Below are 18,404 nucleotides of genomic sequence, written 5' to 3' on the forward strand. Positions count from 1 at the left end.
GTCACTCTCCTATTTTTAAGTCTTGTACACCCCGGTAAATATATTCAAATAAACCATCTAAATCTTCTTTCTCAATACTGGAAAAGGCCACTCTTAAATCAGTTGAATTCATTGCAATTGTTCCTACCCCATACTGAGTTAACAAATGTATCCTAAGTGCTTCTGCGTCCACATCTTTAAGCTTTAAACACATAAAGTAACCAGAATTAAAAGGATAATAGGTCCAGGCATTATTGTACTTTTCTTGAGAAAGAATTGCTTTTACCTTCAATGCCCTCTCTTTAATTAATTCAAATTTATTTTGTTTTTCATTAATATACTCCTCAGATTTTAATGAACGTAAAATGATTGTTTGAGACAAATTAGAACAGCTAGAGATTGTGCTTCTAATAAGAGCTGCTGCTTTTTGCTCCAATGCCTCTAAAAGTTCTGCATTTTCTGATGCAAAGGTTAGAAACCCTACCCTCAGCCCCCATCCATAGTTTTCTTTTGTGGCGCCATCCACTTTAATGGGGAGTATTTGAGGGTGAATTCCCGCCAATCTTCCAAATAAAGATTCTTTAATAGAATCTCCATAAAACAGACCAAAATAGGCATCATCCAAAATCACATTTATATTTATATTTGATTCAGCCGCTTCCAATAAAGTTGAAATTATTCCATGTACCTCCTCTTCACAAGGGGTATATCCAGATGGGTTATTAGGGAAGTTGAGTAAAACAACTGCCTTTCCTGCACTCTTTTGTTGCATTAAACTTTTTCTGAATTCAGGAACATTAAACTTGCCCTTCTGGTCGAAAAACTCAAACCTTTGGAGATTGGCACCTCTACGAACATGGAAAATAGAGTGGTAATTCTCCCAATAATGATTAGGTAGAATGATGGTATCGTTACGATCTATAAACAGATCTGCGACAATACTTAACCCATTAGTAAGACCATTAGTTACAATAGGCATACCTATCGTTTTACCTTGCAAAGATGGATTTTCCTCTAACATTTTCCTCTGCCACTCTTCTCGCAACTCATACTTACCAAGTGGAGGTGCATAAGGATAAACATCCAAAGGATTATATGCATTTAAAGTCTCTTGGATATGCTTATAATACATAGGTGAATCCCTTTCAGTTGCAATTCCAATAGTTGCATTAAAACGTCTTGAAGCTTTCCCAGCTTCATCACTTTGGCTCAAAATACCTTTAGGATAATATAATCTTTTTCCAAAATCGGACAATAAGTAATAAACATGAGGGTTATTTTTGAGTATGGTGCTATTTAACCTTGCTAGTTCGTTCATTTTATATCCCCCTTTAAATACTTGACTATGTTTTTTTATAAATGATTGGATTTTTTCTATTAAAATATTATTCTCTTCCTATGTTCCTATACATATTCAGAAATGCTTTGGAAGTCCTCAAATTACCCCATATCGAATAATCACTCATTGAGACAGTAGGTATCGTAACACTTTCTTGCCTGTTGTCCATTTTCCACGAGCATGAAATTAGACATGCTTTCTGTATAGGAAATAACTAGTTCGTTTAAAGCATTGTAGATTTGTTCTTTATCTGCATTATTAACTTGTATCAACTTCTTAACACGATCTCAATCCTGAAGGGCAGCTGCTGCTACCTGTCCAAGGGACTATTTGGGTCCTTTCACACGTTTGATACATTATTACCTTTGCCGCTCCCAGGAATGTAGGGCTTTATTTTTTCCAATACAGTACGATGCTTTATTTGATCTTGATCTTGATCCATCCTATTCATTCCTCACTCTCCCATTCGTTAATTTATTAATTATTTGACCAAAACATATTAAGAAACCGTGCTGTTTTCTAGACAAATAACTCCAAGTGAAACATTATTTGTGAATCAGTTCACATGAATGGTGTTAGTTCATTGATATGCTACAAGTATAAACTGGAGTTCGAAAGCACACTTTTATAATAATCGATTTAAAAATTTTATAATCATCCATTTCAACACTTTTTAAACCATCCACTTTTCACAAAAAAAAATCATGAATAAATTCATGACTCGAATGTATCTATTATAATCACAACAAATGTAGTGCTTGTGCAAATCTTTTTATCCCTTCGTTAATCACTTCTTCCTTCTCCCTCGCATATGTGAAACGGACATGGCCTTGATCTGAACCCATAGTTGAACCTGGCACGTATATAACCCCTCTTTTAATTGCCTCTTCAAGTAAATGTATTTCATTAAATTCTTTATTTATCCTGCACCATATGTGGATTCCACCTTGTGGTGTGAAAAAATCAACCTGATCCTTTAAATAATATTGAAGACTTTTTACAATTTGATTTCTACGACTTTCTAGTTTTTTCACCAAATCCTTCATATGTGAATGAAAAGCCTCCGATTCTAGAAAATCATTTGCTATCCATTGTGTGAAACTTGCATGTCCAAAATCAACTTGTTGTTTTGCATCCGCCAACCTTTCAATTACTGCTCTAGGTCCTATAATCCAACCTATACGTAATCCCGACGCTACAATTTTTGATAAAGAGCTAATATATAATACGTTCCCGTTTAGATCCATAGATTTCAAAGTTGAAATCTCTTCCCCCGAAAAGGAGGTTAAACTGTATGGATCATCCTCAATAACTGGGATTCCTAGTTCAGATGATATTTCGAGAAGCTTTTTTCTACGATTTTTATGCATTAAAACACCCGTAGGATTTTGAAAAACTGGATTTAAAAAGATAATTTTAATGCGATGTTTCTTGTGTAAACTCACAAGATCATCAGGGTTAATTCCATCCTTATCTACCGGCAAAAAATATGTTTTCAGCCCTGTAGACCTGAATATTGGGAGGTTATAATGATATGATGGATCTTCTATTACGACTGAATCACCAGGACTTAATAAGCACTGAACAATCAGGTGTAAAGCTTGCTGAGCACCAGATGTAATTAGAATAGACGAAGGGTCCGTTTTAATATTGCGAAACTCCTTAACATGCTTTGTAATAGAAGTTCTTAATGCTTCACTTCCTTGAGGATGATCATAGCCTAGTCTCCCAATAAAAGACTGTGTATTGGTAATCTCTCTTAGTACTTTAATAGGGAACAGGTCTTCGGATAGCTCACCACTCGCTAAATTTATTATTGTTTGCTTTTCCATCTCTTTGCGTATTCTTTGTGAAACAGGTAAATTAGGTAAAAAAGGACCTGCCTCAATATATCTATTCCAACTAGGGATTCTCTTTTTAGTTATTCCCCATATATCTTTACTTATAGTAGTACCGCTTCCCCGATTTCGTTGTATTAGACCATTTGATTCTAGTTCGTCATAAGCTGCTACAACAGTACTTCTATTAACATCCAGTTCTTTAGCTAAGTCTCTTTCAGAGGGGAGTTTTTTATCCGACGGAAAGGTACCATCAGCAATACCATTTTCAATATAATCAGCTATTTGTTTGTAAATAGGTTTTTTAGATTTACGATCAATATTCCAAACCATTCTATACATTCCTTTTTTAGAACTTGTTTTAAATAATGTATCCAAATTTGCTTTTATTTATTTACATTTTTCGCTACTTAAGCTTTTTAATATGCACTAGCTATTTGAGAATTTTCATAGTGATTTAATATATTTATTAATCCAAGTATCCCTTTTTAGAAATCATGGAATATTAGCGGCTGAATTAAAAAAGACTGCCTATTTGACAGTCTGGATTCTCGGCTACGTATGCATTAGGAATTTGTTAAGCCAATTTCACTTAATGGATATAATTGAAATTTAACTTCTCCGATAACAGATTCAGCTGGCACAAATCCAAAAATTCTGCTATCTTTACTAGCTAACCGGTTATCTCCTAATACAAAAAACATTCCTTTAGGTACCTTTGATTGATCTGTAACTTCGTTTAAGGTGAAATCACCTGTAAATTTATCGAGTAGGATACTCTCTTTATTTGCTTCTAAATAAGGTTCCTCTACCTCTTTACCATTTATATATAACACATCATCTTTCATTTCTACTGTGTCTCCTGGAACGCCTATTACTCTTTTTATATATTGTTCATTAGCGTCTGGTGCATGAAATACAACCATATCAAATCGATTGATTTCAGATATTTTACTAATTAATACCCTATCCTTATCCTGAAATGTAGGTGACATTGACTCTCCATAAACTGTGCTCGGCGAGAATAAAAAGCTGCGACAAAGAAAAGCGATAATTAAAGCAAAAACCAGAGTTTTAATCCAAGAATATACTTCATTTTTTATACTCTCCTGCATAATATATCCCACCTCACTTTTGATAAGTAAACAAAAATCATATAATCACTTACTTTACTAAACTGCTTCTTTAAAATAGAACTACTTAAACTCTAACATATATCGTTTATTTTGGTCTATATTTCCACACATTTCAACCGTTGATTGAAATTAACACTAAGATAAAAAGGACTCAAGGAGAAAATGATAAATGGAATTTTTCTCTCTGCAAATGAAAGGAAGCACAAAAATTCATCCAGAATTAGCCACGAACAATATAATATGCTCATTAATTCTCCCCCAAAAAAAATCAATCACCCTTTTCCAACAAATGAAGGAACGGATGATTGTACTTCAATCAAAACCAAAACACGAAAGTAAACTAGCCTAAATTTGTTTCGCTTCCAATCGTCTTGATAGAATCGATAAAGAATAATTAATGACAAAATATATGAGTGCAACAAGAATTAACGTTGGGACCATATAGCTTGTTTGTGATGCATAAACAACACGTGCAGCATACATTAATTCAGTCGCACCGATGGCAATTGTTAAGGAAGTATCTTTTAATAATGCAATGCATTGACTTACAGTCGGCGGCACCATTCTTCTTAATCCTTGCGGCAAAATAATATGCCGTAGCGCTTGTGTATAGGATAGCCCTGAAGATCGTGCAGCTTCCATTTGTCCTTTTGAAATTGAGTTTAGCCCGCTTCGCACGATTTCAGAAATCATTGCTGCTTCAAAAATGGTTAATGCCAGTATTGCAGCTGAAAACACATCAAGCTGTATACCAAAATCCCGTAAACCAAAATAAGAAACCATAATGATGAGAACTAATGGAAGGTTACGAAGAATATCAACAATAATGGCAACAATCTGTGTAATGACAGGGATTCTCGCAAAACGAAGTACACCTAGAATAATCCCAAAAATTAAACTTAAAATGATTGCCAGCCCAGCCATCTTTAGTGTTTCAAGTAAACTTTCAAATAAAAATGATAAATTAGCTCCTGAATAAGCACCTACAAAGTCCATACTTTATGTCCCTCCCTCAACCACTTAATGCAAAACGCTTTTCTAAATATTTTACTAAGAAACTTAGTGGGATCGTTAGAATCAAATAGAACCCTGCGATAAATACGTACGTATCCATTGTCTTAAATGTTATTGAACTAATTAAATCTGCTTGATACATCAAATCCCCTCCAGCAACCATCGCTAATAAAGAGGAATTTTTCACTAAATTTAAAAACTGATTGCCTAATGGAGGAATAACAACCTTAATTGCTTGCGGTAAAATGATTAAAATCATGGCTTGACCATATGTTAAGCCTGTTGACCTTGCCGCTTCCATCTGACCTTTTGGAATGGATTGAATCCCAGCTCTAATTGCTTCTGCAATAAAGGCTGTCGTATAAATCGTGAGGCCAATCGTTCCAGCAATCCATCCTTTTGGTGTAAAAATAAAAAACACACTGAGGATAATCAATAACAATGGAATATTCCTAAAAAATTCTACATAAGCTGAGCCAAGCCAATTCAACGATTTAAAAGGTGAAATCCTCATTACAGCAACAAGAGTACCGAAGAATAAACTCGCAAGCAATGCAATGACACTTGCCAGCATCGTAACTTGCAAGCCTTCTATAATCATATCGCTATAAGCCCAAACTCTTGCAAAATCCATAAACAAAACCTCCTTCACCTAATCAGGATGAGCAAAATGCTCATCCTGAAGTACTGCTACTGTAAAAATAATTTACAACTATATTACTCTCGCGTTTATTCATTTCAGGATGCTTTACCGACGCTTATAGATCCTCCAACCTTGGCTAACCTATAAACGAGTAAAATTAATTGGCTTTAATCCATTTATCTTTGATTTCGTCATACTCTCCAGAATCTTTTAAAGCTTTAAGTGCTTCATTCACTTTTTCAACAAAGTCTTCATTGCCTTTTTTAATGGCAATTCCATATGGTTCTTCTGTAAATTGACCGCCAACTAATTCAAAGCTTGGATCTTCATCTGCCATCCCATAAAGAATGGAATCATCTGTAGTTAAAGCATCGCCATTGCCTTGTTTAAGTGCAGTAAATGCTTCTGCATAGTTTTCAAATTCTAATACTTCTGCTTCTGGCGCTTTTTCGCGAATATTAATCGCTGAAGTTGACCCTTTTACAGCTAATACTGTTTTTCCTCCCAATGAATCTACACCAGTAATATCACTGCCTTTTTTTACAAGTAGTGATTGGCCTGCATCAAAATACACATCACTGAAATCTACTTCTTTTTTCCTTTCATCTGTAATCGTCATTGTCGCGATAATCGCATCAATATCGCTGCCATTTAGTAATTGAATCCGCGTTTTCGAGGTTACTTCTTTAAGTTTTACTTCTGTATCTTCGCCAAACATTTCCTTCGTTAAGGCACGGGCTAAATCAATGTCAAAGCCTTCCACTTCATTTGTTTCTGTATTCATTAGTCCAAATAAACGAGTGTCATTTTTAACACCCCATGTAATAACTTTTTCCTCTTCAATTTTTTCTAGTACATTTTCTTTGCTTCCGCTTGCACTGTCTGAACTGCCGCAACCTGCTAACATAAAGGCCGCTGTTACTGGTAAAATCGCTCTCTTTAAAAATGTAGATACTTTCATTTCATTTCCCCCTTAATATGATTAATGGTTTAGAATACGACTTAAGAATAATTTGGCACGCTCTTCTCTTGGATTTTCGTAAAATTCAGACGGTTTAGATTCCTCTAATACTCTACCTTCATCCATAAATACAATGCGGTCGGCTACTTCTTTTGCAAAGCCCATTTCATGTGTTACAACGACCATTGTCATTCCTTCATGAGCGAGCGTTTTCATTACATCAAGTACTTCCCCGATCATTTCTGGATCAAGTGCTGATGTTGGTTCATCAAAAAGCATAATCTCAGGACTCATCGCTAAACCACGAGCAATCGCAACACGCTGCTGCTGTCCTCCTGAAAGTTGAGATGGATAGGAATCAGCCTTTTCGAGAATCCCAACTTTCTCTAGATATTTTTTAGCTGTTTCTTTTGCTTCTGCTTCTGATTTCCCTAACACTTTCATTGGTGCCAAAATAATATTCTCTAAAACTGTTTTATGTGGATATAAATGGAAATGTTGAAACACCATTCCTATATTTCTGCGAAGTTTATTAATATCTGTCTTTTTATCATTAACAGGGATATCGTTGACTGTTAATGAACCATCTGAAATCGTTTCGAGGTGATTGATGCATCGCAGCAATGTACTTTTTCCTGAACCGGAAGGCCCAATCACGACAACTACCTCACCCTTTGTGATTGTCAAATCAATATCTTTAAGGACGTGAAAGTCGCCAAAATATTTATTTACTTTATTAAAGACTATCATTCTATTCCCCCTTTTCTCGTATTTCGTTTAACAAGCACCAATCATATCAAACACAAAATACTGAATATAAAGATTATATTCACAAATAGATAAATTAGTCATATTCCTTTTTCATTCAAAATACCATGTTCATCAAAACCCACTCTTTATGGAATTTTGCTGTTATGACAAATTGAGGATGTATAAAATACTATAAATGGAAAAAGGCGGAAGAATCTCATTTCTTTTTCAGATGAGTAAACCAATCGTTTCCTTCAACAAACGCGCCTGGTCGTTAAATTTGATAATAGCCGATACCGCATGACGCCTCCCCTCAGTTGAAACAAAGAAAAACCCTTTGATTTAATCAAAGGGTTCAGCTTATAAACAAAGTGAAACTATATTCAATACAGTTTCCCACAATTCTTAATTCATCATCACTCTTCTCAATTTTTGTAATCCATCTCAGTAGCTCCTTTTATAGAAATTTGAAAGGAGATTTTGGATAGGCTTCTAACCTTCATTTCGGGCTTTCTCTGTACAGAGGCGTCTGATACATTTTTTAATTTCAATCCGTTTTATTCTATTGTCATTTTGCTTTCCCTTCTTCCGATAACCACGAACGTATTGACTTCATCAAGTAAATTTTTAGCCTTATATTATAGAATTGAACCTGATAACTTATTTATCCATAGTTTTTGAAAAAAGTGAATCTATGAACCAAAAGACAACTGAACTGCACAGTATCATGCTATAAAAAATTGAACTCTGTAAAGGATTAGAATTTCCATAAAATACAAAAACTATCGTATGTATGATTCCGGAGAATGCTGTATAAATAATTAAGTTTATAAGAATAAATTTCTTATTATTTTTGTTTAATATGATTTGTATTGGTGTAGCTATAAACAAATAGCATACAAAAAAAACTATAAAAAATAATAAAAATCCAATGATGGAAAAATAATTATAATCAGCAATCAGAAACCAAAAAATTAAACTTAAACAAAGTGCTGATAAGAAAGAACTCATTATGGATTTATTCATGTTATACTGTATTGAATTTAATTCGATAACATTCAACTCCTTAGTTGTTATTTCAAAATAATAAAAGAATTAGATTCCATTCAGTTTACTGCTTTGGTTGTCTATCCACAATTTCTATAATGCTTTGAAAAAGCATAACCAATTACACGGTTTGGTTCATTCAGTTTTTCGTTAATGCCTATATTGCAAAATCCAATAAATTCCCCGGTTTCTTTTAATATTATTCCTAGCTTTAAGTAATTTTGACCGCCGATAGGAGGCACTGCACCCTTGTAGAACGCCAATCTGGCAATAATTTATAAACTTCAGGCTGTGAAGTAAGTTCATATATAGCATCAACATCTTCCGTTCCAAACTCTCTCAGTAAATAATTCATGCTTTTGCCTGATAAATGATCCTGGCTTTGATTAAGGAATGATAATGTTCCTTTTCCACCCTGAATATATTCTTTACTCCTGTGAATATTTCCTTCCCTGTAGTTGTACTATTCTATACTTAGCCGAAAATTGTATAATTATAAAAATTAACAGTTCCGTCTTGCTATTATCCTTTTCAATATCAATCGTGGAATGGTTATGTAAGATCATGAGAAGAACCATTTTATAATTCGCTATTAAAAATTAAAATTCAAATAAAACACCAAGATATATTTATTCTTAAGGGCAAAAATAAAAAGGAAGATATCAACTATAGCCTTCCGCAACTATTAGTTTACACGCTGCTATTATGCGGTTCTTTACTATTTCAATAACCAGCAATATATTAAACTTAGAGGAGTTGAAATAATGCATTTCCCAAAAAAAATAAAGGAAGAAAGAACAAAAAATAATATGTCTCAACAAGAACTTGGAGAACATCTTAATATTAGCAGACAATCTGTATCAAAATGGGAGCGCGGGGAAGGGTATCCAAACATCGAAACTTTAATAAAATTAAGCGAGATTTTTAACATAACAATCGATGAATTATTAAAGGGCGATCATTCATTGAAAGAAAAAATAATTGAAGATGGAAAGCAATTAGCTCACCCTAAAACAAAACTCTTTTTTGATCTTTTATTAATTGTAGGATTGCTTCTGATCATAGCAAAGATTCTTTTACTTATTGCTAACAAGTTCTTTGGACTAGACACTTCCTTCTTGCAAAGCTCAATTTTATATAATCTAATACCTTTTGCATCTTCCATTGTAGGTGCCATTGGCAGTGAAATTTTTGGAAAGAAATATAAATAACATAAGAGGCACTTTATCCAGAACGTATAAGGTATTCTGGTTGCATTTCGTAAATTGATACCACTTTTTTATGTGATTCCAAGATTTCTGGTAGCATTTCATGAATTGATGCTGCATTTTCATAAGGATTTTAGCTACACTAAAAGAAGACCGCATGTTACTTTCAATGCGGTTTCTTTTTTCCTTTGCAGTTCACATCTTATCGAACTTCAATAACAGAAGCATATTCGCCTTTCTCTTTTGGCAAAATGAAAGTGTTATCTGTTAATTACACATCTCCAGCTTCTTGAATACTAAGCCACCCTCGTTACTGCCAATGTATTTTTTAGGCTCGTTTTTAGCAATAGGTGATAAAACTACAGGTTTCATGCAATGACTACTAATAAGATCTGGAGGTGAGATAGGATCAGCACATGCACTTTTTATTAATCCACCCCAGCAATATGTTCCTTGAACAGCTGACACCTCTTTGCCATCTGCAACGATAGCTGGTGAAGGCAGTTTTACACTGACTGCTGAGTAGATCCCCGTACTTAATACAACTCATCCGAACAAAAACACTAACATTCCCTCATACCCGTCCTCCCGTTTGATTCACTATCCAATAAATATAGTGCAAGTAAAGTTAAATTCTAAATGCTATTACTAAATTCCTTGTGAACTAAAAAAAGGCTGCCACAGCAACCTTTTTTAACTAAACGCCCTTGCTTTATTACCATTTGAGGGAATTCAAAAAATGCGCAATCTCCTCGTATACTTTCTCCCTTTCCTTTCCGAGAGCAATGATATGACCAGAATGTTCATAATACCTGAATAATTTCGTTTTAGCGGACACATTTTCATATATGAATTGTGCACTCTCCTTATATAAAGGGTCATCGAGGCAACCTTGGATAACAAACGTTGGCGAAGCGATTTGATGAAGTTTGTCCCTCATGCTGAGAATGTAATATTGCAGGCTCTTTAAAGAGCGCATTGGTTTTTGCTCAAGTTCATTAAGCTCAGAAGTAATTTGTTCCTTGGTCTTTCCTTCAAATCTTTTATATCCCTCGGCATAATTTCTTACACGGTAAAATAATGCTTCTGTATTTTTCACGTTCATTGGAGCACACAGATTTATTAAGCCGAAAATTGCTTGTTAGTGTAAGCGGATTTGGTGATATTTATAAGACATATGGCAAGTATTAACGTTAGAATTAAAAAAGTCACAACCATCGTAATGAGCCCTCCCCAGCCTAATGAAGACCAAAAAATCCCGCCTAATGTCCCGCCAATACTTGATCCCCCGTAATAAAGGAAAAGATATAATGAAGAAGCTTGAGCTTTATTGCGCGATGCGCGCTGTCCTACCCAGCTGCTGGCAATGGAATGCGCGCCAAAGAAACCAAAGATAAATAAACCAAGGCCAATAATGATAATAAATAATGATGGGTATAGAGTTAATAACACGCCTAAAATTGAAACTAGTAAATTAATCATTAACATTTTAGATCTTCCATGATGATCTATTAACTTTCCAGTAAAGGCAGAACTGAAGGAGCCTATAAGGTAAATCAAAAATATCCAGCTTATAAACGATTGGCTTAATGAAAAAGGCTCTTTCACTAATAAATATCCAATATAGTTAAATAGTGCAACATTGCTGCCTAGCAAGAAAAAACCTATGAAAAATAAACAGACGAGTCCAGGGTCTTTAAGATTTTTAATTAAAGATACTGATAATCCTTTTAGTTCTAATTTACGCGGCTTAAAATTCTTTGATGGTGACAAGCTTACCAAAAAAATAAATGTAGCTATTAAGCTGGTGACTCCGATTCCAATCACTGCATACTGCCAGCCATAATGGTCCGTAATCATTCCGGTGAACATCCGGCCAAATACTGCACCCATCGCATTGCCACTTATATATAATCCCATTGCCTTACCTAGACTTTTTGGGTCTACCTCTTCTCCCAGGTAGGCCATGGCTATTGACGGCAGACCAGCAAGCGATACCCCCACCATTGTTCGGAGCAATAGTAAAAAGTGGAAATTTGGACTGAGTGCAGTCAAAATACATAGGACAGATGAAATGAACATAGAGATGACCATGATTTTTTTTCTTCCCAAGGATTCAGACAAAGATCCTAAAAATAGCATGCTTACTGCTAACGCTATCGTGGACACAGAGAGAGATAAACTTGCAGTCGTTGGAGAAATGCCAAAGTCCCTAGAGAACACTGGCATTAAGGGCTGAACACAATATAGGATTGAAAATGTATTGAAGCCTGCTGAAAAAAAGGCAAAGTTTGTTTTGTTGAAAGCATGTGTACCTTGTTGGATATAATTCATAAATAACTCAATCCTATAATATAATTCGATTCCTCTTGCAACATAATAAATAATCGCTTCCTTCTAAAAGATGTTCATTCTTTGTAGTTTTTTATTCCTTGCAAGCAATTCTAAATTTATATTAACACCGAGTATTTATAATGTATAATGCATTATAATAATGATTTTAATGCAAAAATGTAATTAATTAATAGTCTTTATGATGAAGGAGGCCCACTAATGGATTTGCAGCAGTTGGAATACTTCCGAACACTCGCACAAACACAACATGTTACCCGTTCGGCAGAAGTCCTCTCGATTTCTCAATCTGCACTTAGTCGTTCAATTGCCAGATTAGAGGATGAAATGGGTGTTCCATTATTTGATCGTCAAGGGCGCACGATTAGACTAAATCAATTTGGTCAGATTTTTTTAGAGCGAGTGGAAAATATAATGAAAGAGTTCAACGAAGGAAAGAAGGAAATACAAGATTTGCTAGAGCCTGAATCAGGAACGATATCACTTGGTTTTTTGCATACACTCAGTACTAATCTCATACCAGATCTAATTTCCAGCTTTCGTATGGATTATCCCAAGATAAAATTTAAACTTGGGCAAGGTCCTTCACATATACTGCTTGACCAGTTGCAATCTGGAGAAATAGACCTTTGCCTCATTGCCCCGAATGATGTTAAGCATCCAGTCCGATGGGAAGAACTATGGAGTGAGGAGCTTTTTGTTATAGTTCCAAAAAATCATAAATTCGCTAATTATCAAAGCATAAAGTTAGAACAATTAGCAAATGAACCGTTTATTCATTTAAAAAAAGGTTTTTCCCTTAGAATTACTGTAGAGCAATTATTTCAGGAGGTAGAAATAACACCGGATATAACCTTTGAAGGAGAGGAAGCAGATACGGTGGCAGCGCTTGTCGCTGCTGGATTAGGGATATCTATTTTACCGGATTTAAAAGGAATAGATAAAAGCAAATTATTACAAATCCCATTAAGTTGGCCGATGAGCCAAAGGAGAATTGGCTTAGCCTGGGTTGAAGGGAGATATATTTCACCTGCAAATGATAAATTTAAATCGTTTGTATTTGAGAAATATAATCAAACAAAATAAGGCATTAACTTACTCACTTTCTATATTGCTTTGCCTTGACTGTTTCATCAACACTTATATTCCCATTGATTATCTTCTTCTCCAATTATCTCGCTGTTGGGCGTTTTGCAGTCATCTTATCTACCTTTCAATGCTATTTGCTTGCTTTTGAGCGCTTTTTCCAAGCCCGCAAGCCCCTTGTCATATGCGGAGGCTGTTTTCGGTAAGTTGCATTAACCATATCTTTAGACATATCTTCTGAGTGTCTCATCTGAAAGCTTCAATTGCTGCTGGTTATTTATGCATTCCTCCCCCCAAAAAACACTAATTGCTCAATGTCTATAAATCTTGTCTGCGCAAATTTTTTCTTACATAGCTAAAAGGCATTCCTTGTTTTAAAGGAATGCCTTCATTTGATAAGTATCTAGCTAGCTCCAAAAGGGTATAAGACAGCCACTCTTTAGATTTAACCTTCAAGTGATTGCGATGGGCGCTCATTGAACCGATACATACACCGCAGCTGTTCCTTGTACGGCTAATTTTATGAATTCATCTAAAATGTAGGCTGTTCCTAAGGAATTCACTTTTGTAATACGTTTCCAATCAGCCATTGTGGGAGAAAGCAATTATCAAGATGATACTTTTGCTTCCTTTTCAAGCTATGGCACTATTGGTTTTTACGCTAAATGGATTCAGTCAGATTGCAGCAAAGAGGCAGAAGATGTAGCCATATCACTTAAAAACATGGCGGTAAATTATAACTGGCTACCTATTAAAGATAAGCCAGTCCTTCAAGCTCAAAGGCTAAATAAGAAAAAAACCTTTGATCCAAAGCTGGATAAAAGGTTTTATGTTTTATATTTATCTTTTGTTTAGAAGTTAAAACTTCGGCTAAACTTTTAGATTTAGCTAACGATCGGCTTCTTCTCGCTTAGTTCAAGCTCTTGCGCTGTTGAAATATGAATATTGTTCAGAAGATCTGGATTCCCCATTAATGATAGCCCATAAGAAGGAATCATTTCTTTAATTTTCGGTTCCCATTCATCCATATGGTCAGGGAAACATTTTCTCATTACTTCAAGCATGACATGAACGGCAGTAGAAGCACCCGGTGAAGCGCCGAGCAATGCTGCTATCGAACCATCAGCTCCGCTAACAACCTCAGTACCAAATTGAAGCGTCCCTTTGCCGCCAGCTTCAGTATCTTTTATCACTTGTACACGTTGTCCTGCTACGACTAAATCCCAATCTTCGCTTTTGGCGTTCGGGATGAATTCGCGTAATTCTTCCATACGCTTTTCTTTCGAAAGCATCACTTGCTGAATCAAGTACTTTGTTAAAGACATGCTTTTTACACCGGCAGACAGCATAGTTAATAGATTATCCGGTTTTACAGAGGTGATTAAATCAAACATTGAACCGGTTTTTAAGAACTTTGGTGAGAAACCGGCAAAAGGTCCAAATAGTAATGATTTTTTATTGTCTATAAATCGCGTATCAAGATGCGGAACAGACATTGGTGGAGCGCCAACCTTCGCTTTTCCGTATACTTTTCCATGATGCTCTGCTATAACATTCGGATTATTGCACACCATAAATATTCCGCTTACCGGGAATCCGCCAATATGTTTCCCTTCAGGAATGCCGGATTTTTGCAGTAAATGCAAGCTTCCTCCTCCGCCTCCAATAAAGACGAATTTAGCAGTATGGCGTTCAACCTCTCCGCTTTCGATATTGCGCACCTTTAATTCCCATAAGCCGTCGTTCGTACGCTTAATATCATTCACACTATGTTTGTAATTAATATCGACAGTTTTGCTCTGTAAGTGGTCAAACAATATACGCGTTAAAGCTCCAAAGTTGACATCAGTTCCAGAGTCGATTTTCGTTGCCGCGATAGGTTCATTTGAAGTGCGGCCATTCATAATAAGCGGAATCCATTCTTTCAGCTTTTCCGGATTATCGGAAAATTCCATCCCCTGAAATAACGGATTTTTTGAAAGGGCTTCAAAACGTTTCTTTAAAAAAGTTACATTTTGTTGTCCTTCTACCATACTCATGTGAGGCAATGGCATGATAAAATCCTGTGGATTTTTTATCAGCTTGGACTTTACCAGATAAGACCAAAACTGCATTGAAACCTGGAACTGTTCATTAATATTTATCGCTTTACTAATATCGACAGTTCCATCCGGTTTTTCGACTGTGTAGTTAAGCTCGCACAGTGCTGCATGTCCCGTTCCTGCATTATTCCATTCGTTAGAGCTTTCCTCTCCTGCGCTTGAGAGTTTCTCAAATACTGTAATTTTCCATTCAGGTACTAATTCTTTCAGAAGTGTCCCCAATGTTGCACTCATGATTCCAGCACCAATTAAGATAACGTCTGTTTTAGTTTCTCTGTGGCTCATACTAACCTTCCTTATACCCCTAGTATTGCAGAAAGGATGTAGGCGTCGTTCAGGCGTCACACCTTTTCTACCTAAAATAAAAACCCATATAATAGTGTATCATAATTATTTAAAGATTAAGCATATATACTATTATATGATAATTATAAGTTATTTTAAAGCTCCTAAACTATTCCATTGGACCATTGTCGATTATTTTTTCAAAAGACTGTTTTCTAAAGAATGGTTTTTTATCATCGTGCTTAATACAGAGCAGCCATAAAAATCCCTAGGGAAAGCAGTTATGAAAAAACAACCTTTCTAATTTGTTAAAAAAGTAAGTATTATCTCTGCACCCACTAACGATCATACACCTCTTCGCTATTTTTCGCACACATTTCTTCCAACAAAAAAAGCTGCCGAAGCAACCTTTAGTTTTAACATTTTTCCATTATTCATGATGTCTTAGTTTATAGCCTTGTTTTTCCGCATAGCCATTGATCACTTTTGTTAATCGCTTTTTAGGAATGGAAAATGAAATACCGATGCTCTTTTTCCCATCTATCTCATATTCATCAAAAATGATGAAGTTATAAAGGTCCATCTTTTTAATAATAAATCGATTGCCTTCATATTCTCCATTCCTAATGTTAGAAGAAATGATAAAATCAATAATACCCTCATAAATTACTTGGTCAAATATTTCATCGGCTAAAAATGAATCGAGCATTTCATTCCTCCCACAATCCATTTAATTGAATGATATCAATATAAAAGCATATACCCAATGTCAGCAAGATAATAAAAATAGAAAAAGTTGTGATAATATATTCCTTTTTGCTTCTTTCAAATTTCCATTCCATTACAGCGCGGAAGCTCGTTAAAATTAGAATAAAAGCTATTAATACTAGAGGAGCGTTATCAACAAACATTATTGCAATAAGAAAGGCTACAAATAACAATCCCTCTATCCACCTCTGAAATGTGTTAACCCCTTTGTAAATAATCCCCTTCCGCTTATCAATCTTATATTTCTTTCTCAGCCAGCGTTCTGCAACAATGGCCAAAATAAGGATAAATATAAAAATCAGAATCACTCGCAACAAATAGATCCCCCGCTATGCATTTCACTAAATTTACCAATTAATTTCATCTTAACATAATAACCTTATATAACCATTTTTATCTACTATAAGAAACTTTTCCTAAAAGGATTATGGCTTTAGAGCTGCAAGAAGCTGGCATAAAAACGATTACCTCTTTATCTTATTCTCTATTTCGAGGATTCAAATATTTTAATGCGTTCTGCATGGATATTAATCAAATCAGTTTCCAAATCATTTTTCTGCCCTATAATTTGCTGCAAGATTTTTGAAACATAAGACTTTGCCTTTTCGGTTTGCTGAAAGCAATCATTTATTTTTCCATGTACAATCCAATCAGCAATGATGCCATCGAAGAAATAGTCTGCGAAGGTTAACAATTCACCTGTCTCAAAGTTAGAATGGAAATGTTTGTCTATATCTAGCAGCTCCTCTTGAAACTGTCTGAGCAAACTTTGGGCATGATGTATATGAGATTTGGCCGCATCAAAACGATTATGCTTCACCGATGTTGAAATGATTCCTCCGCCAAACATATCAAATGTTGACCAATTCTGTGCTGATGTGAGCGAATCTAATGCTTCCTTCAAAGACTGAACCGCCTGCTTACCAACTGAAATAGCCTCATCATATTCTGTTAGACTGGCATAAATATCAGCTTCTTTATCTGTAAGCGCGTAAAGGGTTTCACTCCAAAACGAATGATTATCATGGATTAACCGTTCTTTCTCTTTAAGGATTTCCTCATACTCGTTTTCTGCATTTGCTACAAGCAACAATTTTTCATGAAACTGGTTAATCTCCCCCTCAATATCTTCAATGGTCTCTAATGCTTCCGTATATTTTAACTTCGCAGCAAGTAATTCCTGCTGCTCGTTGTCTAGCTTTTCGAGTTTTTTTCCTATTATCGTAAAGAAAATATTTGTCAACGAAAAATTTTCTAAACGCGTAACATCTTCTTTTTTCTTTATCAATTGCTGTTCCAATTTGTCTTTTTTCATTTCTCCTTGATACAAATTCGCGTTTAACCGCTCTAAATGATCCTTATACTTTGCTTTTTTCCTTATATCGTCTTTTACTTTTATCAATCTTGTATTTAAGTCGGTAAATATGGCAATCCTCTCCTTCACATCCAGGTTATTAATAATACGAATAACGTCTTGTAGAGTTTCAAGTTATGAAGATTTATGATTTCCTACTCTCTTAAAATGTCAAAATGGTTGCCAATTTGCTAACTAAATATTACAATAATATGGTATTTATAATAAATTTTGGAGGTTTTTATGCAAACTAAACAAGTAAAATTAGCAGATGAGTGGAATCTAATTTTTCATGAAAAGTACACTTTATTCGTCGATACTGAAGCTCAAAATAAATATTCAATTATCGATGGAGAAAATGACCATGTCGGCATGTTCACAGTTAATGAATCATCACTAGAGTTTCATCACAGCGTGTATAATTTGCAGCATAAAGTAGATTTCTCAACTCGCACCATTGAGATTAAGCACCAACCATATGATGAGGAAGGAGAATAAGGGTAGTTTATTACTCTGAACATGCTGCAAGCGAGCTGCTTCAG

At 35.1% G+C, this 18,404-nt stretch carries 19 protein-coding genes; 4 read left to right on the forward strand and 15 right to left on the reverse strand.

Annotated features, from left to right (window positions below; translation table 11 throughout):
• Position 1: 1 nt before the first annotated feature.
• From CWS20_RS22190 to CWS20_RS28175, 9 genes are all read right to left on the reverse strand, one after another.
• Positions 2 to 1,297, reverse strand: a complete 1,296-nt coding sequence (locus tag CWS20_RS22190; protein ID WP_066193903.1) for an aminotransferase class I/II-fold pyridoxal phosphate-dependent enzyme — start codon at positions 1,295 to 1,297, stop codon at positions 2 to 4.
• A gap of 761 nt (positions 1,298 to 2,058) precedes the next feature.
• Complete coding sequence (pdxR, locus tag CWS20_RS22195) at positions 2,059 to 3,489, reverse strand: MocR-like pyridoxine biosynthesis transcription factor PdxR (protein ID WP_066193900.1); 1,431 nt, start codon at positions 3,487 to 3,489, stop codon at positions 2,059 to 2,061.
• 233 nt (positions 3,490 to 3,722) lie between these two features.
• Positions 3,723 to 4,271, reverse strand: a complete 549-nt coding sequence (gene lepB / locus CWS20_RS22200) for a signal peptidase I (protein ID WP_066193896.1) — start codon at positions 4,269 to 4,271, stop codon at positions 3,723 to 3,725.
• Between the two features lie 366 nt (positions 4,272 to 4,637).
• Entirely contained in the window at positions 4,638 to 5,288 is a 651-nt protein-coding gene (locus CWS20_RS22210; RefSeq protein WP_066193890.1) for an amino acid ABC transporter permease, read from the reverse strand.
• Positions 5,289 to 5,304: 16 nt separating this feature from the next.
• Complete coding sequence (locus CWS20_RS22215; protein WP_066193888.1) at positions 5,305 to 5,940, reverse strand: amino acid ABC transporter permease; 636 nt, start codon at positions 5,938 to 5,940, stop codon at positions 5,305 to 5,307.
• Between the two features lie 166 nt (positions 5,941 to 6,106).
• Positions 6,107 to 6,910, reverse strand: a complete 804-nt coding sequence (locus CWS20_RS22220) for a transporter substrate-binding domain-containing protein (RefSeq protein WP_066193885.1) — start codon at positions 6,908 to 6,910, stop codon at positions 6,107 to 6,109.
• Positions 6,911 to 6,931: 21 nt separating this feature from the next.
• Positions 6,932 to 7,660, reverse strand: coding sequence for an amino acid ABC transporter ATP-binding protein (locus CWS20_RS22225; RefSeq protein ID WP_066193884.1), 729 nt, complete (start codon positions 7,658 to 7,660; stop codon positions 6,932 to 6,934).
• A 660-nt stretch (positions 7,661 to 8,320) separates the two neighbouring features.
• A complete protein-coding gene (locus CWS20_RS29370; RefSeq protein WP_083957275.1) occupies positions 8,321 to 8,686 on the reverse strand; it encodes a UPF0715 family protein in 366 nt (121 codons plus the stop codon).
• 232 nt (positions 8,687 to 8,918) lie between these two features.
• The gene (locus CWS20_RS28175; RefSeq protein ID WP_157090507.1) at positions 8,919 to 9,062 is read right to left on the reverse strand and encodes a GNAT family protein; all 144 of its coding nucleotides are present in this window, start codon (positions 9,060 to 9,062) and stop codon (positions 8,919 to 8,921) included.
• A 409-nt stretch (positions 9,063 to 9,471) separates the two neighbouring features.
• Between CWS20_RS28175 and CWS20_RS22235 the strand changes: the two genes are divergently transcribed.
• Positions 9,472 to 9,918 (forward strand): helix-turn-helix domain-containing protein, encoded by a 447-nt coding sequence (locus CWS20_RS22235; RefSeq protein WP_066193880.1) that lies wholly within the window; start codon positions 9,472 to 9,474, stop codon positions 9,916 to 9,918.
• A gap of 712 nt (positions 9,919 to 10,630) precedes the next feature.
• Here the strand turns inward: CWS20_RS22235 and CWS20_RS22245 are convergent.
• Together CWS20_RS22245 and CWS20_RS22250 are read right to left on the reverse strand one after the other, a co-directional pair.
• Positions 10,631 to 11,020 (reverse strand): alpha/beta hydrolase, encoded by a 390-nt coding sequence (locus CWS20_RS22245; RefSeq protein WP_066193874.1) that lies wholly within the window; start codon positions 11,018 to 11,020, stop codon positions 10,631 to 10,633.
• A gap of 17 nt (positions 11,021 to 11,037) precedes the next feature.
• Positions 11,038 to 12,249, reverse strand: a complete 1,212-nt coding sequence (locus CWS20_RS22250; protein ID WP_066193872.1) for an MFS transporter — start codon at positions 12,247 to 12,249, stop codon at positions 11,038 to 11,040.
• A gap of 219 nt (positions 12,250 to 12,468) precedes the next feature.
• Between CWS20_RS22250 and CWS20_RS22255 the strand changes: the two genes are divergently transcribed.
• Together CWS20_RS22255 and CWS20_RS22260 are read left to right on the forward strand one after the other, a co-directional pair.
• Positions 12,469 to 13,353 (forward strand): LysR family transcriptional regulator, encoded by an 885-nt coding sequence (locus CWS20_RS22255; protein ID WP_066193867.1) that lies wholly within the window; start codon positions 12,469 to 12,471, stop codon positions 13,351 to 13,353.
• A 591-nt stretch (positions 13,354 to 13,944) separates the two neighbouring features.
• On the forward strand, positions 13,945 to 14,208 hold the full coding sequence (locus CWS20_RS22260; protein WP_066193864.1) for a hypothetical protein: 264 nt from the start codon (positions 13,945 to 13,947) through the stop codon (positions 14,206 to 14,208).
• Positions 14,209 to 14,237: 29 nt separating this feature from the next.
• Here CWS20_RS22260 and CWS20_RS22265 read toward each other — a convergent pair whose 3' ends face one another.
• The 4 genes from CWS20_RS22265 to CWS20_RS22280 all read right to left on the reverse strand — a co-directional run bounded on the left by CWS20_RS22265 (position 14,238) and on the right by CWS20_RS22280 (position 17,823).
• Positions 14,238 to 15,740: a malate:quinone oxidoreductase gene (locus CWS20_RS22265; protein WP_066193861.1), complete on the reverse strand. Its 1,503-nt coding sequence runs from the start codon at positions 15,738 to 15,740 to the stop codon at positions 14,238 to 14,240.
• Positions 15,741 to 16,170: 430 nt separating this feature from the next.
• Complete coding sequence (locus CWS20_RS22270; RefSeq protein ID WP_241198681.1) at positions 16,171 to 16,449, reverse strand: hypothetical protein; 279 nt, start codon at positions 16,447 to 16,449, stop codon at positions 16,171 to 16,173.
• A gap of 1 nt (position 16,450) precedes the next feature.
• Positions 16,451 to 16,816, reverse strand: a complete 366-nt coding sequence (locus CWS20_RS22275) for a DUF4181 domain-containing protein (RefSeq protein WP_241504245.1) — start codon at positions 16,814 to 16,816, stop codon at positions 16,451 to 16,453.
• A 176-nt stretch (positions 16,817 to 16,992) separates the two neighbouring features.
• Entirely contained in the window at positions 16,993 to 17,823 is an 831-nt protein-coding gene (locus tag CWS20_RS22280) for a hypothetical protein (protein ID WP_241504244.1), read from the reverse strand.
• Positions 17,824 to 18,105: 282 nt separating this feature from the next.
• On the opposite strand from CWS20_RS22280, the gene CWS20_RS22285 reads away from it, so the two are divergent.
• Positions 18,106 to 18,360, forward strand: coding sequence for a hypothetical protein (locus CWS20_RS22285; RefSeq protein WP_066193853.1), 255 nt, complete (start codon positions 18,106 to 18,108; stop codon positions 18,358 to 18,360).
• Positions 18,361 to 18,404 lie beyond the last annotated feature (44 nt).

The organism is Cytobacillus horneckiae, assembly GCF_002835735.1.
GTDB classification, from domain to species: domain Bacteria; phylum Bacillota; class Bacilli; order Bacillales; family Cytobacillaceae; genus Cytobacillus; species Cytobacillus horneckiae.